The 15,944-nt window shown below is 57.5% G+C and carries 16 protein-coding genes; 14 read left to right on the top strand and 2 right to left on the bottom strand.

What is annotated here, in order from left to right; translation table 11 throughout:
* Positions 1-199 precede the first annotated feature (199 nt).
* The gene (rne, locus tag ACB028_RS09245; protein WP_371144117.1) at positions 200-3,241 is read right to left on the bottom strand and encodes a ribonuclease E; all 3,042 of its coding nucleotides are present in this window, start codon (positions 3,239-3,241) and stop codon (positions 200-202) included.
* Between the two features lie 412 nt (positions 3,242-3,653).
* Between rne and rluC the strand changes: the two genes are divergently transcribed.
* Entirely contained in the window at positions 3,654-4,598 is a 945-nt protein-coding gene (rluC, locus tag ACB028_RS09250) for a 23S rRNA pseudouridine(955/2504/2580) synthase RluC (protein WP_201977591.1), read from the top strand.
* A gap of 99 nt (positions 4,599-4,697) precedes the next feature.
* On the opposite strand, the gene ACB028_RS09255 is transcribed toward rluC, so the two are convergent.
* Positions 4,698-5,279, bottom strand: a complete 582-nt coding sequence (locus ACB028_RS09255) for a Maf family protein (protein ID WP_342009844.1) — start codon at positions 5,277-5,279, stop codon at positions 4,698-4,700.
* 118 nt (positions 5,280-5,397) lie between these two features.
* Here ACB028_RS09255 and yceD point away from each other — a divergent pair, with 118 nt between their 5' ends.
* From yceD to ACB028_RS09320, 13 genes are all read left to right on the top strand, one after another.
* Entirely contained in the window at positions 5,398-5,919 is a 522-nt protein-coding gene (yceD, locus tag ACB028_RS09260; RefSeq protein WP_042070015.1) for a 23S rRNA accumulation protein YceD, read from the top strand.
* A gap of 19 nt (positions 5,920-5,938) precedes the next feature.
* Positions 5,939-6,106, top strand: a complete 168-nt coding sequence (gene rpmF, locus ACB028_RS09265; RefSeq protein WP_026458762.1) for a 50S ribosomal protein L32 — start codon at positions 5,939-5,941, stop codon at positions 6,104-6,106.
* A gap of 9 nt (positions 6,107-6,115) precedes the next feature.
* Entirely contained in the window at positions 6,116-7,135 is a 1,020-nt protein-coding gene (plsX, locus tag ACB028_RS09270; protein ID WP_371144118.1) for a phosphate acyltransferase PlsX, read from the top strand.
* 7 nt (positions 7,136-7,142) lie between these two features.
* Positions 7,143-8,102, top strand: a complete 960-nt coding sequence (locus ACB028_RS09275) for a beta-ketoacyl-ACP synthase III (protein WP_124239327.1) — start codon at positions 7,143-7,145, stop codon at positions 8,100-8,102.
* A 71-nt stretch (positions 8,103-8,173) separates the two neighbouring features.
* Complete coding sequence (fabD, locus tag ACB028_RS09280) at positions 8,174-9,109, top strand: ACP S-malonyltransferase (protein ID WP_371144119.1); 936 nt, start codon at positions 8,174-8,176, stop codon at positions 9,107-9,109.
* Positions 9,110-9,122: 13 nt separating this feature from the next.
* Positions 9,123-9,857, top strand: a complete 735-nt coding sequence (gene fabG, locus ACB028_RS09285) for a 3-oxoacyl-ACP reductase FabG (RefSeq protein ID WP_026457725.1) — start codon at positions 9,123-9,125, stop codon at positions 9,855-9,857.
* Between the two features lie 157 nt (positions 9,858-10,014).
* Entirely contained in the window at positions 10,015-10,251 is a 237-nt protein-coding gene (gene acpP / locus ACB028_RS09290) for an acyl carrier protein (RefSeq protein WP_005300909.1), read from the top strand.
* Between the two features lie 82 nt (positions 10,252-10,333).
* Positions 10,334-11,575: a beta-ketoacyl-ACP synthase II gene (gene fabF / locus ACB028_RS09295; protein ID WP_026457724.1), complete on the top strand. Its 1,242-nt coding sequence runs from the start codon at positions 10,334-10,336 to the stop codon at positions 11,573-11,575.
* Positions 11,576-11,642: 67 nt separating this feature from the next.
* On the top strand, positions 11,643-12,449 hold the full coding sequence (gene pabC, locus ACB028_RS09300) for an aminodeoxychorismate lyase (RefSeq protein WP_234923345.1): 807 nt from the start codon (positions 11,643-11,645) through the stop codon (positions 12,447-12,449).
* Positions 12,439-13,440 carry an endolytic transglycosylase MltG gene (mltG, locus tag ACB028_RS09305; RefSeq protein ID WP_371144120.1) on the top strand — a complete coding sequence of 334 codons (1,002 nt, stop codon included), beginning with the start codon at positions 12,439-12,441 and terminating at the stop codon, positions 13,438-13,440. Before pabC ends, mltG begins: the two co-directional genes overlap by 11 nt.
* The gene (tmk, locus tag ACB028_RS09310; protein WP_371144121.1) at positions 13,440-14,066 is read left to right on the top strand and encodes a dTMP kinase; all 627 of its coding nucleotides are present in this window, start codon (positions 13,440-13,442) and stop codon (positions 14,064-14,066) included. Before mltG ends, tmk begins: the two co-directional genes overlap by 1 nt.
* On the top strand, positions 14,051-14,998 hold the full coding sequence (gene holB, locus ACB028_RS09315) for a DNA polymerase III subunit delta' (RefSeq protein WP_371144122.1): 948 nt from the start codon (positions 14,051-14,053) through the stop codon (positions 14,996-14,998). The genes tmk and holB overlap by 16 nt, the downstream gene beginning before the upstream one ends.
* A gap of 21 nt (positions 14,999-15,019) precedes the next feature.
* Entirely contained in the window at positions 15,020-15,799 is a 780-nt protein-coding gene (locus tag ACB028_RS09320) for a TatD family hydrolase (RefSeq protein WP_371144123.1), read from the top strand.
* Positions 15,800-15,944 lie beyond the last annotated feature (145 nt).

The following is a 15,944-nucleotide window of genomic DNA, read 5'->3' on the forward strand; positions in this document are numbered from 1 at the left end:
AAGAGCTGAGGGATGGGAAAGGGGAGCCTGGTGCCGAAGGCTCCGGCGCAGTAGTACTTGGATGATCAAATCAAAGCAGGTGGCTGGTACCGTATCCAACAGGAGAAAACTGATATTTGGCTAAAGTTAACTGTGCGACAAATAAAAAGAGCCACTCCTGGGAGTGGCTCTTTGCAAATCAGGCTTGCTGATTAAGCGATTACGGACGACCAGCCGGGCAGGAAGCCGCGTTGACGGCAGCGGTGCTGCCACCATGGCGACCTGAGCTGCTGACCTCACTGCGGACCAGCGGCGGGTAATCAACTGGCTCGCGGGCAGGCAGGGCAGGGGCTTCGGCCGGAGTAGCCATCGGCGCAGATGCCTTGCGGGCGCGCGCCAGCAAACCAGCACCGTGCATAACCTGCTTGGTGATGGTCGTAGCAGGTTCCGCTTCTTCCATAGCAACCTCTTCGGTTGTGGTGACAACAGGTGCGACAACTTCGTTCACCACAGGAGCCACTGGCTCGGCTGCGATAACCGGCTCTGCAACCTCTGCGGTTTCTATAGCCTCAACCACGCTTACGCTCTCGACCTCGGGGGAGGCTTCGATGGCGATGGTCGCAGGGGCTGCATCTACAACAACTTCAGTTGTTTCTGCTTGAGTGTCAGCAACAGTGGCTTCCACCTTGTCGGCAGCTTCTTCCGCGATGGTTTCAACGACCACATGCTCGGTCAGCGCGGCAGAGGCCTGAAGGGCTGTGGCAACAGCTTCGGCGCTCGGAATAGTGATCACCGGTACTGCAGGCTCTTCCACTTTGACCTGGGCTGCATCGGATTGGGCCGCTGCAGTCATTGTCACTTCGGCCTGCGGCTCTTCATCACGCTGGCTACGAGCCTCTTCGTTGATGCGTTTGCGACGCTGGCCTTCAATGCGCTGGTTGCGCGGAGTGCGGCGGGAACGACGCTGGCCTTCGGCCTGCTCATCCTGCTCGTGGGCAACATTTGTTTCCACGGCAGCGGCCTGAACTTCCTCAACCGGCAGGGCAGGGGTGTCAGCGGCAGCAACATCGACACGGATCTGCTTGCGCAGTTGACGACGTTCGCGGCGCTCGGCCACTTTCTGCTCTTTTTCCTGACGCGGTTCAGCGGCAACGGCTGCGGTCTCTACGGCGTCAACCATCACTTCCGCGCGCGGTTCGCGGGGGGCACGAGGCTGGCGGGGAGCACGAGACTCACGCTGTTCGCGTTCCTGACGCGGCTCGCGAGGTTCACGTTCCATACGCTGTTCAGTGCGTACTTCACGATCCTGACGCGGTTCACGCTCCTTGCGGGGACGACGGTTACGGTTTTCGCTTCCTTCGCGATTGTCACGGCCGGCGTTGTCACGCTTCTCGGACGCATCTGCATTGCTGCGGTTACCGCGGTTGTCATCACGACGGCCACGCTGACCACGGCCACGGCCCTCTTCACGCTGGTGACGATGACCCTCTTCCTTGCGCGCCTCACGACCAGCGGCCGCTTTCTCGGCAGGCGCTTTCACATCTGCAGGAGCGGGTTCGCTACCAAACAGACCTGCGATCCCTTTGAACAGCTTGCTGAAGAAGCTACTGCCCTGTGCTGGAGTCGCCACGGTCGCGGCCGCTTGCGGCTGGGCGACAGGCGCTGGCGGAGTCGGCTGGGCAAAGCCTTGCAGCAGCGGCTGCTCGCGTTCGATCACCTGAGCCTGTTTGGGCTGATAGACCGGCTTGGCAATTTCGGTTTTCAGCTCGTAGCTGGCCCCTTCCGGGATCTCGCTCTGGCGGATGCGCGTCACTTCATAGTGCGGCGTTTCCAGATGCTGATTCGGAATGATGTAGACGCGAACATCGTTACGCTGCTCCAGGCTGGCGATGGAGCTGCGCTTCTCGTTGAGCAGATAGGCGGCGACATCAACCGGCACCTGAGCATGCACTTGCTCGGTGTTGTCCTTCATCGCCTCTTCTTCGATGAGGCGAAGGATGGACAGAGCCAGTGACTCGTTGTCGCGGATCACGCCCTGGCCCTGGCAACGGGGGCAGATGTGGCTGCTGGACTCGTTGAGGGAGGGTCGCAAACGCTGACGAGACATCTCGAGCAGACCGAAACGGGAGATACGGCCCAGCTGGATGCGGGCACGGTCCTGATGTACGGCTTCACGCAGACGATTCTCCACTTCGCGCTGATGGCGAACCGGAGTCATGTCGATGAAGTCGATGACGATGAGGCCACCCAGGTCACGCAGGCGCAGCTGGCGAGCAATCTCGTCGGCTGCTTCCAGGTTGGTCTGTAGAGCGGTCTCTTCGATATCACCACCCTTGGTTGCGCGGGAGGAGTTGATATCGATGGAAGTCAGTGCTTCAGTCGGATCGATGACGATGCTGCCACCGGAGGGCAGACGCACTTCACGCTGGAAGGCAGACTCGATTTGGCTCTCGATCTGGAAGTGGTTGAACAGGGCAACTTCACCCTTGTACAGCTTCACACGATTGAGAAAATCGGGGCGAACCAGCTCGATGTGAGCCTTGGCACGCTCGAAAATCACCGGGTTGTCGATCAGGATCTCGCCTACATCGCGACGCAGGTAGTCACGAATGGCGCGCACAATCACGTTGCTTTCCTGGTGGATCAGCACGGGAGCGGCACGCTGTTGCGAGGCCTTGTGAATGGAATCCCAGTGGTTGAGCAGAACGTTCAGATCCCACTCCAGCTCTTCCGGGGACTTGCCCACACCTGCGGTGCGCACGATGAGGCCCATGCCATCCGGCACAGTCAGTCCGCTCAGGGCTTCTTTCAGCTCGGTCCGCTCGTCACCCTCGATACGACGGGAGATACCACCGGCGCGGGGGTTGTTCGGCATCAGTACCAGGTAGCTACCGGCCAGGCTGATGAAAGTAGTGAGGGCTGCCCCCTTGGTGCCGCGCTCTTCCTTGTCGATCTGGACGATAACTTCCTGACCTTCACGGACCACTTCTTTGATGTTGGGACGACCCTGATAGGAGTAACCGGAGGGGAAGTAATTGCGGGCGATCTCCTTGAGAGGCAGGAAACCGTGACGCTCGGCGCCGTAGTCGACAAAAGCAGCTTCGAGACTGGGTTCTACGCGGGTGATCTTGCCCTTGTAAATGTTCGCTTTCTTCTGCTCGTGGCCCGGACTTTCAATATCCAAATCGTAGAGCTGTTGTCCGTCAACCAGCGCTACGCGCAACTCCTCTTCTTGAGTTGCGTTGATCAGCATTCTTTTCATTGAGTTCTCATTATTGTGTCATTTTGATTTCCTCCACCTGGGTCCTGCCGGCGCCGGCCTCGGGTCTTCAGCATACTGGGGCAACCTCCCGGTTGGGGTATGCATGAGGCGCAAACTGAGGGCGCTCTGGTCATCACTTCTCGAGAAGGGACGTTACGGATGCCGCAGTGGAGACAAATTAAAGGTGATGTTTGTGTTCTCCATGCGTTGTACCTCGCACCCGGGAACCGACATGTTCTTGTATACACGGTGTTTCGGGATTGGGTGGCATACTTTTTGGCCACTTAGTACAAGGCTTGAACACAATGACAAAACCTTGTTTATTATCCCATTTAAACCTCTTTTATAGCAAGGCGCCATTTTTCAACAAACCATGCAGCCAAGGGGCTCAGGCAGTGTTAAAATCCGCGCCATGACACAGATACATCAACAAGTGCAGCTGCTCACCATCGAAGCTGAGCATGACGGGCAGCGCATCGACAATTTTCTCAAGACTCAGCTAAAGGGCGTCCCCAAGAGCCTGATCTATCGCATCCTTCGCAAAGGCGAAGTGCGGGTAAACAAAAAGCGCATCAAACCGGAGTACAAACTCTGCGCGGGCGACGAAGTGCGGGTGCCCCCTGTGCGTGTGGCCGAAAAAAATGAGCTGCCCTCGGCCAACCTTGGGGTTATCCAGCGCCTCGAGAGTCAGATCCTGTTTGAAGACGATGCCATGATCGTACTGAACAAGCCTTCCGGTATGGCGGTGCATGGCGGCAGTGGCCTCAGTTTCGGCGTGATTGAAGGGCTGCGCGCGCTGCGCCCCGAAGCCCGTTTCCTCGAGCTGGTGCATCGTCTCGATCGCGATACCTCAGGTGTGCTCCTGGTCGCCAAGAAGCGCAGTGCCCTGCGCAGTCTGCACGAACAGCTGCGGGTCAAGACCATGCGCAAACAGTATCTGGCACTGGTACGTGGCCAGTGGCAGTCACATGTCAGGGTGGTGAATGCGCCGCTGCGCAAAAATGAGTTGCAATCTGGCGAGCGGGTGGTGCGGGTCAGTGCCGATGGCAAGCCATCGGAAACCCGTTTTCGGATCGTGCGTCAATTCGCCGAGGCGACCCTGGTCGAGTGCAGTCCGATCACCGGTCGTACCCACCAGATCCGTGTCCATACCCTGCATGCCGGTCACCCGATCGCCTGTGATGATAAGTATGGAGAAGCCGCGTTTGACGAGAAAATGCGCAGCCAAGGGCTGAAACGACTCTTTTTGCATGCCTGGAAGCTGACCTTTACCCATCCGGCCGATGGCCGCGAGATGCAAGTCGAGGCGCCGCTTTCCCCCGAGCTCGACACCTTCCTGAACGGGTTGCCTCGCTGATGCCAATATCCGGCTCGCTCTTTTCGAGTCGTCACTGATCAAAAAACGGGAGCCTGGGCTCCCGTTTTATTTTGTGGCATTTTATGCCGAGTCATGAGGTCAGGGGAGGGCAAGACCGTGGCGCTCTAGCAGCTCGATCAGGCCGATCAGCGGCAGGCCGATCAGCGCATTGGGATCGCGTCCCTCCAGACCTTTGAACAGCACTATTCCCATTCCTTCGCACTTGAAGCTGCCGGCACAGTCGAGTGGCATCTCGGCCTCCACATAACGCCGGATGGCATCCTCGCTCAGAGTACGAAAATGGACGGTAAAGGGCTCTACCAATTGTTCGGCGCGGCCGGAAGCGGCATCCAGTACGCAGAGTCCGGTGTAGAAGGTAACACTGCGTCCCTGCGCCGCCATCAGTTGGGCAACGGCGCTGTCAACTGTACCCGGTTTACCGAGGATACGACCATCGCATACACACACCTGATCAGAACCGATGATCAAGCCATGATCAACTCGATTGGCGATGGCTGCGGCCTTGGTGTGGGCAAGGCGAGCCACCAGCGCTTCGGCGGTTTCACGGGGCAGGGGGGATTCATCCACCTCGGGGGCAATACATTCGAAGGGGAGGCCGAGCTTCTCCAGCAAGGCTTTGCGGTAACGAGAAGTTGAGGCGAGGATCAGATTCTGTGGCATAATCAGGTACCGATGAGAACGAGTACCGGCATTCTAGGGACTTGTGAGGTTAAAATCATCGGCGGTAAGGACTTTTTCCTTTGACTATCAGTTGTTAGACCTATATTATTCGCGCCCTATGCAAAAGGTGAAGTTGCCCGTTAAGGTTGATCCAGTCCGTAGTGCCTCGAAGCTACTCGATTATGTCGGGATAGTGGAAAAGTCGCAGATGCCCAGGCTGGAGGAATCAACCGCTGGCTTGCAGAGTGATATCGAGGTATCACTGCACTTTGGCAAAGATGTCCAGAAGTTGACCGTTATGAAAGGCACTGCCCATGCCAAGGTTGACCTGGTTTGCCAACGTTGCGGGGAGATTTTCGAACATCTCTGTGAAGCTGAATTTATCTACACTCCGCTGTTCGAGAGAACAAACGAGGAAGAACTGCCGGAAGCTTATGAGCCCATTGAGTTGGACGAAAACGGCGAGATAGATCTTCATCAAATCTTGGAGGATGAACTCATCCTCTCGTTGCCTCAAGTGGCCATGCATTCTTTAGATGCGTGCCCGCGAGGCAACATGGAGATGACCTGGGGTGAAATCGAACCTGCTGATGAGCGGCCGAATCCCTTTGCAGTTCTTGAAGAGCTTAAACGTAAGTGAATTTAGGAGTTAGCCTACAATGGCCGTACAACAGAACCGTAAAACCCGTGCCAAGCGTGGCATGCGTCGTTCCCACGATGCGCTGACCACCGCTGCCCTGACTGTTGATCAGACCAGTGGCGAAACCCATCGTCGTCACCACGTGACTGCCGATGGTTTCTACCGCGGTAAAAAGGTAATCGCTTAAGGATTGCCTTTGTCTACGCAAACTGTCGCGCTAGACATCATGGGGGGAGATATTGGCCCCTCGGAAACAGTGCCTGCCGCCGTGCAGGCACTGTCTCTTTTACCCCAGCTAAAACTTATTCTGGTCGGTGAGCAACACCAGACCTCCTCACTGCTGCAGCAACATGGCTTGCTGAATCATCCCCGCGTTCGTTTCGTGCATGCCTCCCAGATCGTAGGAATGGGCGACAAGCCGATCGTGGCGCTGCGTACCCTGAAAGACTCCTCTATGCGGGTCGTACTTAATCTGGTGAAATCCGGCGAAGCCGATGCCTGCGTCAGTGCCGGCAACACCGGTGCCCTGATGGCCATGGCCAAGTGCGTGCTCAAATCCCTACCCGGCGTCGACCGTCCAGCCCTCATCAAGGCACTGCCTACCTTGAGTGGCAAACGTACTGTGATGCTGGATCTGGGGGCCAATGTCAGTTGCGATGCCGACACCTTGCTGCAATTCGCGGTGATGGGGTCTGTGGTGGCCGAGAAGGTCGAGGGCATGGCTGCCCCCCGGGTTGCCTTGCTCAATATTGGCGAGGAGGAGATCAAGGGGAACGATCTGGTGCGCCACAGCGCCGAGTTGCTTCGTCAGTGCTCCGCCCTCAACTATGTCGGCTTTGTCGAGGGAGATCGCATCTTCAGCGGCGATAGCGACGTCATTGTCTGCGACGGGTTTGTCGGCAATGTTGCCCTCAAAACGGCGGAAGGGGTAGTGAGGATGATGGCCGAACTGGCAGGATATCCCCGCAAGAAGCGTACTTTTATTGGCCGGATCGCAGGATTTCTGTTCAAACGGCGTTTTTCTTACCTGAACCCCGACCAGTATAACGGCGCAAGTCTGTTAGGATTGCGCGGCATTGTGGTAAAAAGTCATGGGCGGGCCGAACGACGCGCCCTGTGTAATGCGATCCTGCTGGCCGCACAAGAGGCCAAACATCAACTCCCACTGCAAATAGCAGATCGCCTTGAAGCTGTCTTCTCCGACAGGGACCTATAAGAACTCTATGCATAGCAAAATTCTGGGTACTGGCAGCTATCTGCCGAGTTCTGTGCGCACCAACGCCGATCTCGAGCAGATGGTTGAGACCAGTGATGAGTGGATTGTGGAACGCACCGGGATCCGTGAGCGCCGCATCGCCGGCGCCGATGAAACGGTTGCGACTCTCTCCTACCAGGCCGCCTTGCGCGCCCTGGACGCGGCAGGTCTGACCGCCGCCGATCTCGACATGATAGTGCTGGCAACCACCAGTGCCGAAAACGCCTTTCCCGCGGCAGCGTGCGAGCTGCAGGGCCTGCTCGGCGTGCCGGGCATTCCCGCATTCGATGTAGCGGCCGCCTGCGCCGGTTTCACCTACGCGCTTTCCATTGCCGATCAATTCGTCAAATCCGGTGCCGCTCGCCATGTACTGGTGGTTGGGGCCGATGTGCTGTCCCGCATGTGCGATCCCGAAGATCGTGGCACCATCATCCTGTTTGGTGATGGGGCAGGGGCCGTGGTGATTGGTGCCAGCGAAACCCCCGGCATCCTCTCCACCCATCTGCATGCCGATGGCCGCTATGGCGACCTGCTCAAATTGCCCCACCCCCGTCGTGGCATGCCGGGCGCCGAGCTTGAAGCCTACATGTATATGAAAGGCAACGATGTGTTCAAGGTCGCGGTGACGCGTTTGAGCGAGATCGTCACCGAGACGCTGGCTGCCGCTGGCGTTGAGCCGAGCGAGCTGGACTGGCTGGTTCCCCATCAGGCCAACTTCCGTATCATCAGCGCCACTGCCAAGAAGCTTGGCATGAGCCTCGACAAGGTGGTACTGACCCTCGACAAGCACGGCAACACCTCTGCCGCCTCCGTTCCCATCGCTTTCGATGAAGGGGTCAGGGACGGTCGCATCAAGCCGGGCCAACTGGTCTTGCTGGAAGCCTTCGGCGGCGGTTTTGCCTGGGGCTCGGCGCTGGTTCGCCTCTGATCTTCTGCGGGATGCCCTTGGCGACATCCCGTAACCGATTTCATTTTTGTCTTAGCTAAAAGGAATCAACGATGACCCAATTTGCCATTGCCTTCCCGGGACAAGGTTCCCAGTCTGTTGGCATGCTGGCCGAGCTGGCCGAACAACACGCCGTGATCAAGGAAACCTTCGCCGAGGCGAGCCAGGTGCTGGGTTACGATCTGTTTGCCCTGGTGATGGAAGGTCCGGCCGAAGAGCTGAACAAAACCTGGCGTACCCAGCCAGCCCTGCTGACCGCGTCCGTCGCTCTGTGGCGCCTGTGGCAACAGCAGGGTGGGGCAGCTCCTGCCGTGATGGCAGGCCACAGTCTGGGCGAATATTCCGCCCTGGTGTGCAGTGGCGCACTGACCTTTACCGACGCGGTCAAACTGGTCGAGCTGCGTGGTCTGGCCATGCAGGAAGCCGTGCCGGAAGGCACCGGTGCCATGGCCGCCATCATCGGCCTGGACAACGACGCCATCGCCGCCAACTGCGAAAAAGCGGCAGAGGGGCAGGTGGTTTCTCCGGTCAACTTCAACTCTCCGGGTCAGGTGGTGATCGCCGGCCACAAGGAGGCCGTCGAGCGTGCCAACGTGCTGATGAAAGAGTCTGGTGCCAAGCGTGCGCTGCCGCTACCGGTCTCCGTGCCATCCCACTGCGCCCTGATGAAACCGGCCGCCGAAAAACTGGCCGCTGCGCTGGACGGGATCGAGATCAAGGTTCCGAGCATCGCGGTCATCAATAATGTCGACGTATCCTGCGAACAGGATCCGGTCGCCATCAAACAAGCCCTGGTGCGTCAGCTGTTCAGCCCGGTACGTTGGACCGAGACTGTGGAGCGGATGGCCAATGAGGGGATCTCCCTCGAGATCGAGATGGGTCCGGGCAAGGTATTGACCGGGCTCGCCAAGCGCATCGACAAGCGCGTGGAAGGTATCCATGCCAACGATGCCGCCTCTTTCGAGCAGGCGCTGGCCCAGTCCAAATAAACAGGAGCAAGTAATGAGCTTTACCGATAAGGTTGTGTTGGTCACCGGTGCCAGTCGTGGCATCGGTCGTGCAATTGCTGAAACTTTTGCAGCCCGTGGTGCGAAAGTAGTCGGTACGGCGACCAGCGAGAGCGGCGCCGAGGCGATCAGCGCCTATCTGGGTGAGCAGGGTTGCGGCATGGCACTGAATGTGACCAGCCAGGAATCCATCGAAGGCGTCTTCGCGGCCATCAAGGAACGCTTTGGCGACATCGATATCCTGATCAACAACGCGGGGATCACTCGTGACAACCTGTTGATGCGGATGAAGGATGACGAGTGGAACGAGATCATCGACACCAATCTCACCTCCCTATACCGTCTGAGCAAGCCGGTATTGCGTGCCATGATGAAAAAGCGCCATGGTCGCATCATCAGCATCGGTTCCGTTGTGGGAACCATGGGTAATGCCGGTCAGGTCAACTATGCCGCCGCCAAGGCCGGCCTGGTGGGCTTCACCAAATCACTGGCGCGGGAAGTGGCATCCCGTGGCATCACAGTGAACGCGGTTGCGCCCGGTTTCATCGAAACCGACATGACCCGAGCCCTGAATGAGGAGCAACGCGCAGGCATCATGAACCAGGTACCTGCCGCCCGTTTGGGTGATCCAAAAGAAATTGCCGCCGCTGTGGTATTCTTGGCATCTGACGATGCCGCCTATATCACTGGTGAAACCCTGCATGTTAATGGCGGGATGTACATGGTGTAATCAATTTGTCGTGAGATCTGTTCAAATTTGCGATAGTACGCCGAAGTTTGGCACATTTCGTGGTTTGACCAGCGGCAAGCTACTTGCAAACTCACGGCAATTGAATAAACTACCCCAACCAGACGCAATAGCGTATTTTTAAAGGAAAATTCAGGTCATGAGCAACATCGAAGAACGCGTAAAGAAAATCATCATCGAACAACTGGGTGTTAAAGAGGAAGACGTTAAGAACGCTGCCTCCTTCGTCGACGACCTGGGCGCTGACTCTTTGGATACCGTTGAACTGGTAATGGCGCTGGAAGAAGAATTCGATACCGAAATTCCTGATGAAGAAGCCGAGAAGATCACCACTGTTCAAGCGGCTATCGACTACATCACCGCTAATCAGGAATAATTTCCTGTTCTGAAGGAAGCGGCCCAAGGGCCGCTTCTTTTATATTTGTTCCCTTTCAAAATACCTCTCGGAGACTACCTCAGTGTCAAAACGCAGAGTCGTGGTGACCGGCTTGGGGATGCTTTCCCCGGTGGGCAACACTGCTGAATCCAGCTGGCAAGCCCTGCTCAACGGGCAGAGCGGCATTTCCCCCATCGAACACTTTGATGCCAGCGAGTTTGCAACCCGTTTCGCTGGCCAGGTCAAAGATTTTGATCCAGAGCAGTACGGTATCAACCGTAAAGAAGCTCGCAAGATGGATCTCTTCATTCAATACGGCGTGGCCGCCGGTATCCAGGCACTGGATGATTCTGGCCTTGTTATCAACGAAGAGAATGCCGAGCGTGTCGGCGTGGCCATCGGCTCCGGCATCGGTGGCCTGGGTCTGATTGAACAGAACCACAGCAGCCTGGTCAACGGCGGCCCCCGCAAGCTAAGCCCCTTTTTCGTGCCGTCCACCATCATCAATATGGTGTCCGGTCATCTTTCCATCATGAAAGGCATGCAGGGCCCCAACATCGCCGTGACCACTGCCTGTACCACGGGCACTCATGCCATCGGCATGGCCGGTCGCATGATCGCCTACGGCGATGCGGACGTGATGGTCGCCGGTGGTGCCGAGAAGGCTTCCACCCCGATGGGGATGGGCGGCTTTGCCGCAGCCAAGGCGCTCTCCAACCGCAACGACGAGCCGCAGAAGGCGAGCCGTCCGTGGGACAAGGATCGCGATGGTTTCGTGCTGGGTGACGGTGCCGGTGTACTGGTGCTGGAAGAGTACGAACATGCCAAGGCCCGTGGCGCCAAGATCTATGGCGAGCTGGTTGGCTTTGGCATGAGTGGCGATGCCTACCACATGACAGCGCCTCCCGCTGATGGCAATGGTGGTGCTCGCGCCATGAAGAACGCCATCAAGGATGCCGGGATCGCCCCCGAGCAGATCGGTTACATCAACGCGCACGGCACCTCCACTCCGCTGGGCGATGTTGCCGAATTGCGTGGCATGAAAGAGGTATTTGGCGAGCATGCCAAGTCCCTGATGATCAGCTCCACCAAGTCCATGACCGGTCACCTGTTGGGTGCTGCGGGCGCCATTGAGGCCATCATTACCGTTCTGGCCCTGCGCGATCAGATCGCGCCGCCGACCATCAACCTGGATAACCCGGATGAGGAGTGTGACCTGGATCTGGTTCCTCACGTGGCCAAGCCGGGGAACTTCGAGTACGCCCTCTCCAACTCCTTCGGTTTTGGCGGTACTAATGGTTCACTGATCTTCAAACGCGTATAATTTGCCGAAGGGCAATGACAGGGGCCCGATACTGACGGTATCGGGCCTTTTTTATCGGAGGGATCCCTTGCTTATCAATGGAATGAATGTCGATGCCATCTCGGCCAAGGATCGCGGTCTTGCCTATGGAGATGGCCATTTCACTACCATGGCGGTCAGGAATGGTCGAGTGCTGGAGTGGCCTGCCCATCTGGCCAGACTGCAGCAAGCTAACCTCCGTCTGGGGATCACAGACCCGGATTGGGAGCTGCTGGCAGAGGAACTCGATTCGCTCGTGGCCGAACAAGCAGAGTGTGTGGCCAAAGTTGTCCTGACACGTGGCGAAGGTGGGCGTGGTTATGATGGCAGTGACTGCCGGCATCCCACCCGGATCCTCTCCCTTGCGCCTTTCCCGCAACATTACAGCGAATGGCAACAAAGCGGGATCGAGATGCTGGTATGCCGGCAACGGATTGGCGATGCTCCCATGCTGGCCGGTCTCAAGACCTTGAATAGACTGGAACAAGTGTTGCTTAAAAGCGAACTAGTCAGTCGCGGTGCAGTCGAAGGAGTAGTGCTGAACAGCAGGGATTGTCTGGTGGAAGGGGTCAGTGCCAATCTGTTTTGGCGTCGGGGTAAGACGGTGTTCACGCCCGATCTGGCCCGTGGCGGTGTCGATGGCATCATGCGGCGCAAGATCATGATGATGTTGAAACAGATGAGTATTGAGTTGCGTGTGGTAGAGGCTCCGCTGGAGTCACTGCGACAAGCGGAAGAAGTGTGGCTCACCAACACCCTGATGGGAGTGGTGCCGGTCAACGGCATTGAAGAGTTTCGCTATCCCGCAGCAGTATTGAGTCGTCGTTTACAGGAGCGTTTGGTCATTGAAGTTTAATCGGCTTTACACCCTGCTCGCGGGGGCGGCCCTGACAGTGGCCGCCGCCGGGGGTTATGTGCACTACAAGTGGCAACAAGTGGAGACGCTTACCAACAAGGGGCCGACCCGGCTCTTTACGGTGGAGAAAGGGGCCCATGCCGCTCGTCTGATCGCCGAATTGGGGGAGGGGGGAACCAGCCCTTGGGCGGTGCGGCTCTGGTTGCGGGGTCATCCCGAACTGGTCGCAATCAAATCAGGTACCTATGAAATCAAGGAGGGAGCCCCGCTCAAGGAGACGCTCTCCCTGTTTGCCTCAGGCAAAGAGTTTCATTTCAGTCTGACCTTTGTCGAAGGCTCCCGTTTCGAGGACTGGCAAAAGCAGCTCTCTAGCGCCCCTTATCTGGAGCGTCTGACGGTGGAGCAATCCGAGGACGAACTGGCCCGCGAGCTTGGCATTGAAAATGGTAAGCTGGAAGGGTGGTTCCTGCCGGAAACCTATGCCTATACCACCCATGCCAGCGATCTTTCCATCTTGCGGCGGGCGCATCAGGATATGGAAGCCTTCCTGCAGCAGAGCTGGGAAAAACGTCAGGCCAACCTGCCTTACAAAACCCCTTATGAAGCGTTGATCATGGCCTCCATCATCGAGAAGGAGACCGGCAAACCAGAGGAGCGGGCACAAATTGCCTCTGTCTTCGTCAACCGGTTGCGTCTTGGCATGAAGCTGCAGACCGATCCCACTGTGATCTACGGGGTGAAGGATCGCTACGATGGCAATATCCGCCGCAGCGATCTGACCGACAAGAACCCGTATAACACCTATGTGATCGACGGCTTGCCGCCCACCCCCATCGCCATGCCTGGCAAGGCCTCCATTGAGGCAGCCCTCAATCCCAAGTCGACCGATTATCTCTATTTTGTCGCCAAGGGGGGCGGTGCCCACCATTTTTCCAAGACCCTCGATGAACACAATCGGGCGGTTCGTGAATACATATTGAAGAAGTCCTAATGTCTAAATTTATCGTGATCGAAGGATTGGAAGGGGCAGGGAAGAGCTCCGCGGTGCGTTATGTCACCGATTATCTGCATAACCATGGCATCGACCGCATCGAGTGCACCCGCGAACCGGGTGGCACGCCGCTGGCCGAGCGGATGCGGGCCATCGTCAAGGAGGTGCATGACGAGCGGTTGACCATCGAGGCCGAGCTGCTGCTGATGTATGCCTCCCGGGTACAACTGGTGGAAACCCGCATCAAGCCGGCGCTGGCCGAGGGGATCTGGGTAGTGGGGGATCGCCACGATCTCTCCTCCCAGGCCTATCAGGGGGGCGGCCGCGGCATCGACGCCCACTTGATTGGTGCCATCAAGCAAGCGGTGCTCGGTGACTTCAAACCGGATCTGACTCTCTATCTCGATATCGATCCTGCCGTTGGTTTACAGCGGGCCCGTCATCGCGGTGAGCTGGATCGCATCGAGCTCGAACAACTCTGCTTTTTTGAACGTACCCGCCACCGTTACCTTGAGCTCGCGGCCAAAGATGATTCCATTGTGGTGATCGATGCAGAGCAGACTCCGGATCAGGTAAAAGCCGCCATCGAAAGCGCGCTGGACACGCATTTATGTATCCCTGGTTGATCCCCGACTGGCAGGCCCTGAGCCAGACAGCCGCCAGTGGGCGGCTGGGTCATGCCTGGTTGTTGCTGGGCGATCCCAGTCTTGGCAAGGAGCAGCTGGCGGAACGCCTGGCCCGCCTTCACCTCTGTCAGCAACCGGATCGGGGAGAGCCCTGCTGTCATTGTCACTCCTGCCAGCTGTTTGACAAGGGCAATCACCCGGATCTGGGTCAGGTATCCCGTGAGGGGAAAACCATCGGGGTCGAGGCCATTCGCGATATTTGCAACCGGCTGCAGGGGTCTGCCCAGCTGGGGCGTGGCAAGGTGGTGATCATTCCTGATGCGGAGCGGATGACGGAATCGGCGGCCAATGCTCTGCTGAAAACGCTGGAAGAACCGGCCGGCGACAGCTTGCTGCTGCTCATCGCTTCCCAGGTTTCCCGATTGTTGCCCACCATATTGAGTCGTTGCCACAAGCATGTCTGTCAATTACCCGCTGAAGGGGAGACGGTGCGCTGGCTGGCGGAGCAGGGGCATCAGGCGACCCTGGCTCAGGTGCGGATCTGTCAGGGGGCACCGTTGCGGGTACTCGACTATATCGAGCAGCAACAGGATGGCGCCCGTCGCGAATTGTTGGAGCACTTCGTGGCCCTCGGCAAGGCGCCGAGCAAGGCAACCGTACTCTGCTCACAACTGGGTCAGGAGACACAGGTCCGCTTACACTGGTTGCAGCTCTTTATATGTGATGCTCTAAAAATCCAGGCTGGCTGTGGCCATCATCAATTGGCGATGCCGGATCTGGCGGCGCTCAGTGGACAGCTGGCCGAGCAACACTCCAGCGAAAAACTGCTCGACGCGGAGCAGCAGCTGGTCGCCCTCAAGGCTGCTTGTCAGCCGGGACAGCTTTCCAATCCCACCATCCATCTGATGAACTGGCTCAGCCGCTGGTTATAGATCTGAAAAGAAAGGTTGTTTATGTTACTCGTTGATTCCCACTGTCATCTTGACCGCCTCAGCTATGGCAGCAAGCAAACCGATATGGCAGATGTCCTGGCCAAGGCGGCGAAGCTGGATGTGGGATATTTTTTGTGTGTGAGCGTCACCCAGGCGCAGTTTCCAACCATGATGGCAGCGATTGCGCCTTATTCCCAGGTGTTTGCGTCCTGTGGGGTGCATCCGCTTAATCAGGAGCCGGGTGTCGATGCCGATCTCCTGCTGCGCCAGGCCGCCGATCCTCGTGTCGTTGCTATCGGTGAAACCGGACTCGACTATTTTTATTCGCCGGAAAACAAGGCGGTGCAGCAAGCTTCGTTCCGTGAACATATCCGGGTAGCGCGCGCCCTGAACAAGCCACTCATCATCCATACCCGTGATGCCCAAGAAGATACGCTGCAGATCATGCGTGAAGAGGAGGCAGATCAGGTGGGCGGCGTACTGCACTGTTTCACCGAATCCCTGGAAATGGCCGAGGCCGCCATGGCGATGGGTTTTTATATCTCCATATCGGGTATTGCGACCTTCAAGAATGCATCTGCCTTGCAAGCCGTGGTCAAGGCGCTGCCTCTGGAGCGACTGCTGGTCGAAACGGACTCACCCTATCTTGCCCCCGTGCCCCATCGGGGGAGGGAGAACGAACCCGCGTTTGTACGAGATGTCGCCCAGTTTATTGCAGATTTGCGTCAGATCCCCCTGGCCGAATTGGCAGAAGCCACTAGCCGGAATTTCTTCGAATTGTTCAAACTGGCCAAACCTTAGTCACAAAATGCCCCGCAAAAGTGGGGCATTTTCTTTAAACTTCAGAAACCTTGATATTCAAATTTTCATGTGCTCCATGCGTTATCTCTTACAAAAGATATTTCTTCATGCCAATGTTGTTGCTAAACGAGTTAACAAGTGTCTT

It is taken from the genome of Aeromonas sp. S9(2024) (assembly GCF_041403185.1).
In the GTDB taxonomy this organism is placed as follows: Bacteria; Pseudomonadota; Gammaproteobacteria; order Enterobacterales; family Aeromonadaceae; genus Aeromonas; species Aeromonas enteropelogenes.

Bases quoted from the DNA above. Each gene is read 5' to 3' on its own strand.
- ACB028_RS09320 (WP_371144123.1), top strand. From the start codon at position 15,020: ATGTTACTCGTTGATTCCCACTGTCATCTTGACCGCCTCAGCTATGGC.
- ACB028_RS09255 (WP_342009844.1), bottom strand. From the start codon at position 5,279: ATGCCACAGAATCTGATCCTCGCCTCAACTTCTCGTTACCGCAAAGCC.
- tmk (WP_371144121.1), top strand. From the start codon at position 13,440: ATGTCTAAATTTATCGTGATCGAAGGATTGGAAGGGGCAGGGAAGAGC.
- fabD (WP_371144119.1), top strand. From the start codon at position 8,174: ATGACCCAATTTGCCATTGCCTTCCCGGGACAAGGTTCCCAGTCTGTT.
- fabG (WP_026457725.1), top strand. From the start codon at position 9,123: ATGAGCTTTACCGATAAGGTTGTGTTGGTCACCGGTGCCAGTCGTGGC.
- rpmF (WP_026458762.1), top strand. From the start codon at position 5,939: ATGGCCGTACAACAGAACCGTAAAACCCGTGCCAAGCGTGGCATGCGT.
- rluC (WP_201977591.1), top strand. From the start codon at position 3,654: ATGACACAGATACATCAACAAGTGCAGCTGCTCACCATCGAAGCTGAG.
- holB (WP_371144122.1), top strand. From the start codon at position 14,051: ATGTATCCCTGGTTGATCCCCGACTGGCAGGCCCTGAGCCAGACAGCC.
- rne (WP_371144117.1), bottom strand. From the start codon at position 3,241: ATGAAAAGAATGCTGATCAACGCAACTCAAGAAGAGGAGTTGCGCGTA.
- acpP (WP_005300909.1), top strand. From the start codon at position 10,015: ATGAGCAACATCGAAGAACGCGTAAAGAAAATCATCATCGAACAACTG.
- yceD (WP_042070015.1), top strand. From the start codon at position 5,398: ATGCAAAAGGTGAAGTTGCCCGTTAAGGTTGATCCAGTCCGTAGTGCC.
- ACB028_RS09275 (WP_124239327.1), top strand. From the start codon at position 7,143: ATGCATAGCAAAATTCTGGGTACTGGCAGCTATCTGCCGAGTTCTGTG.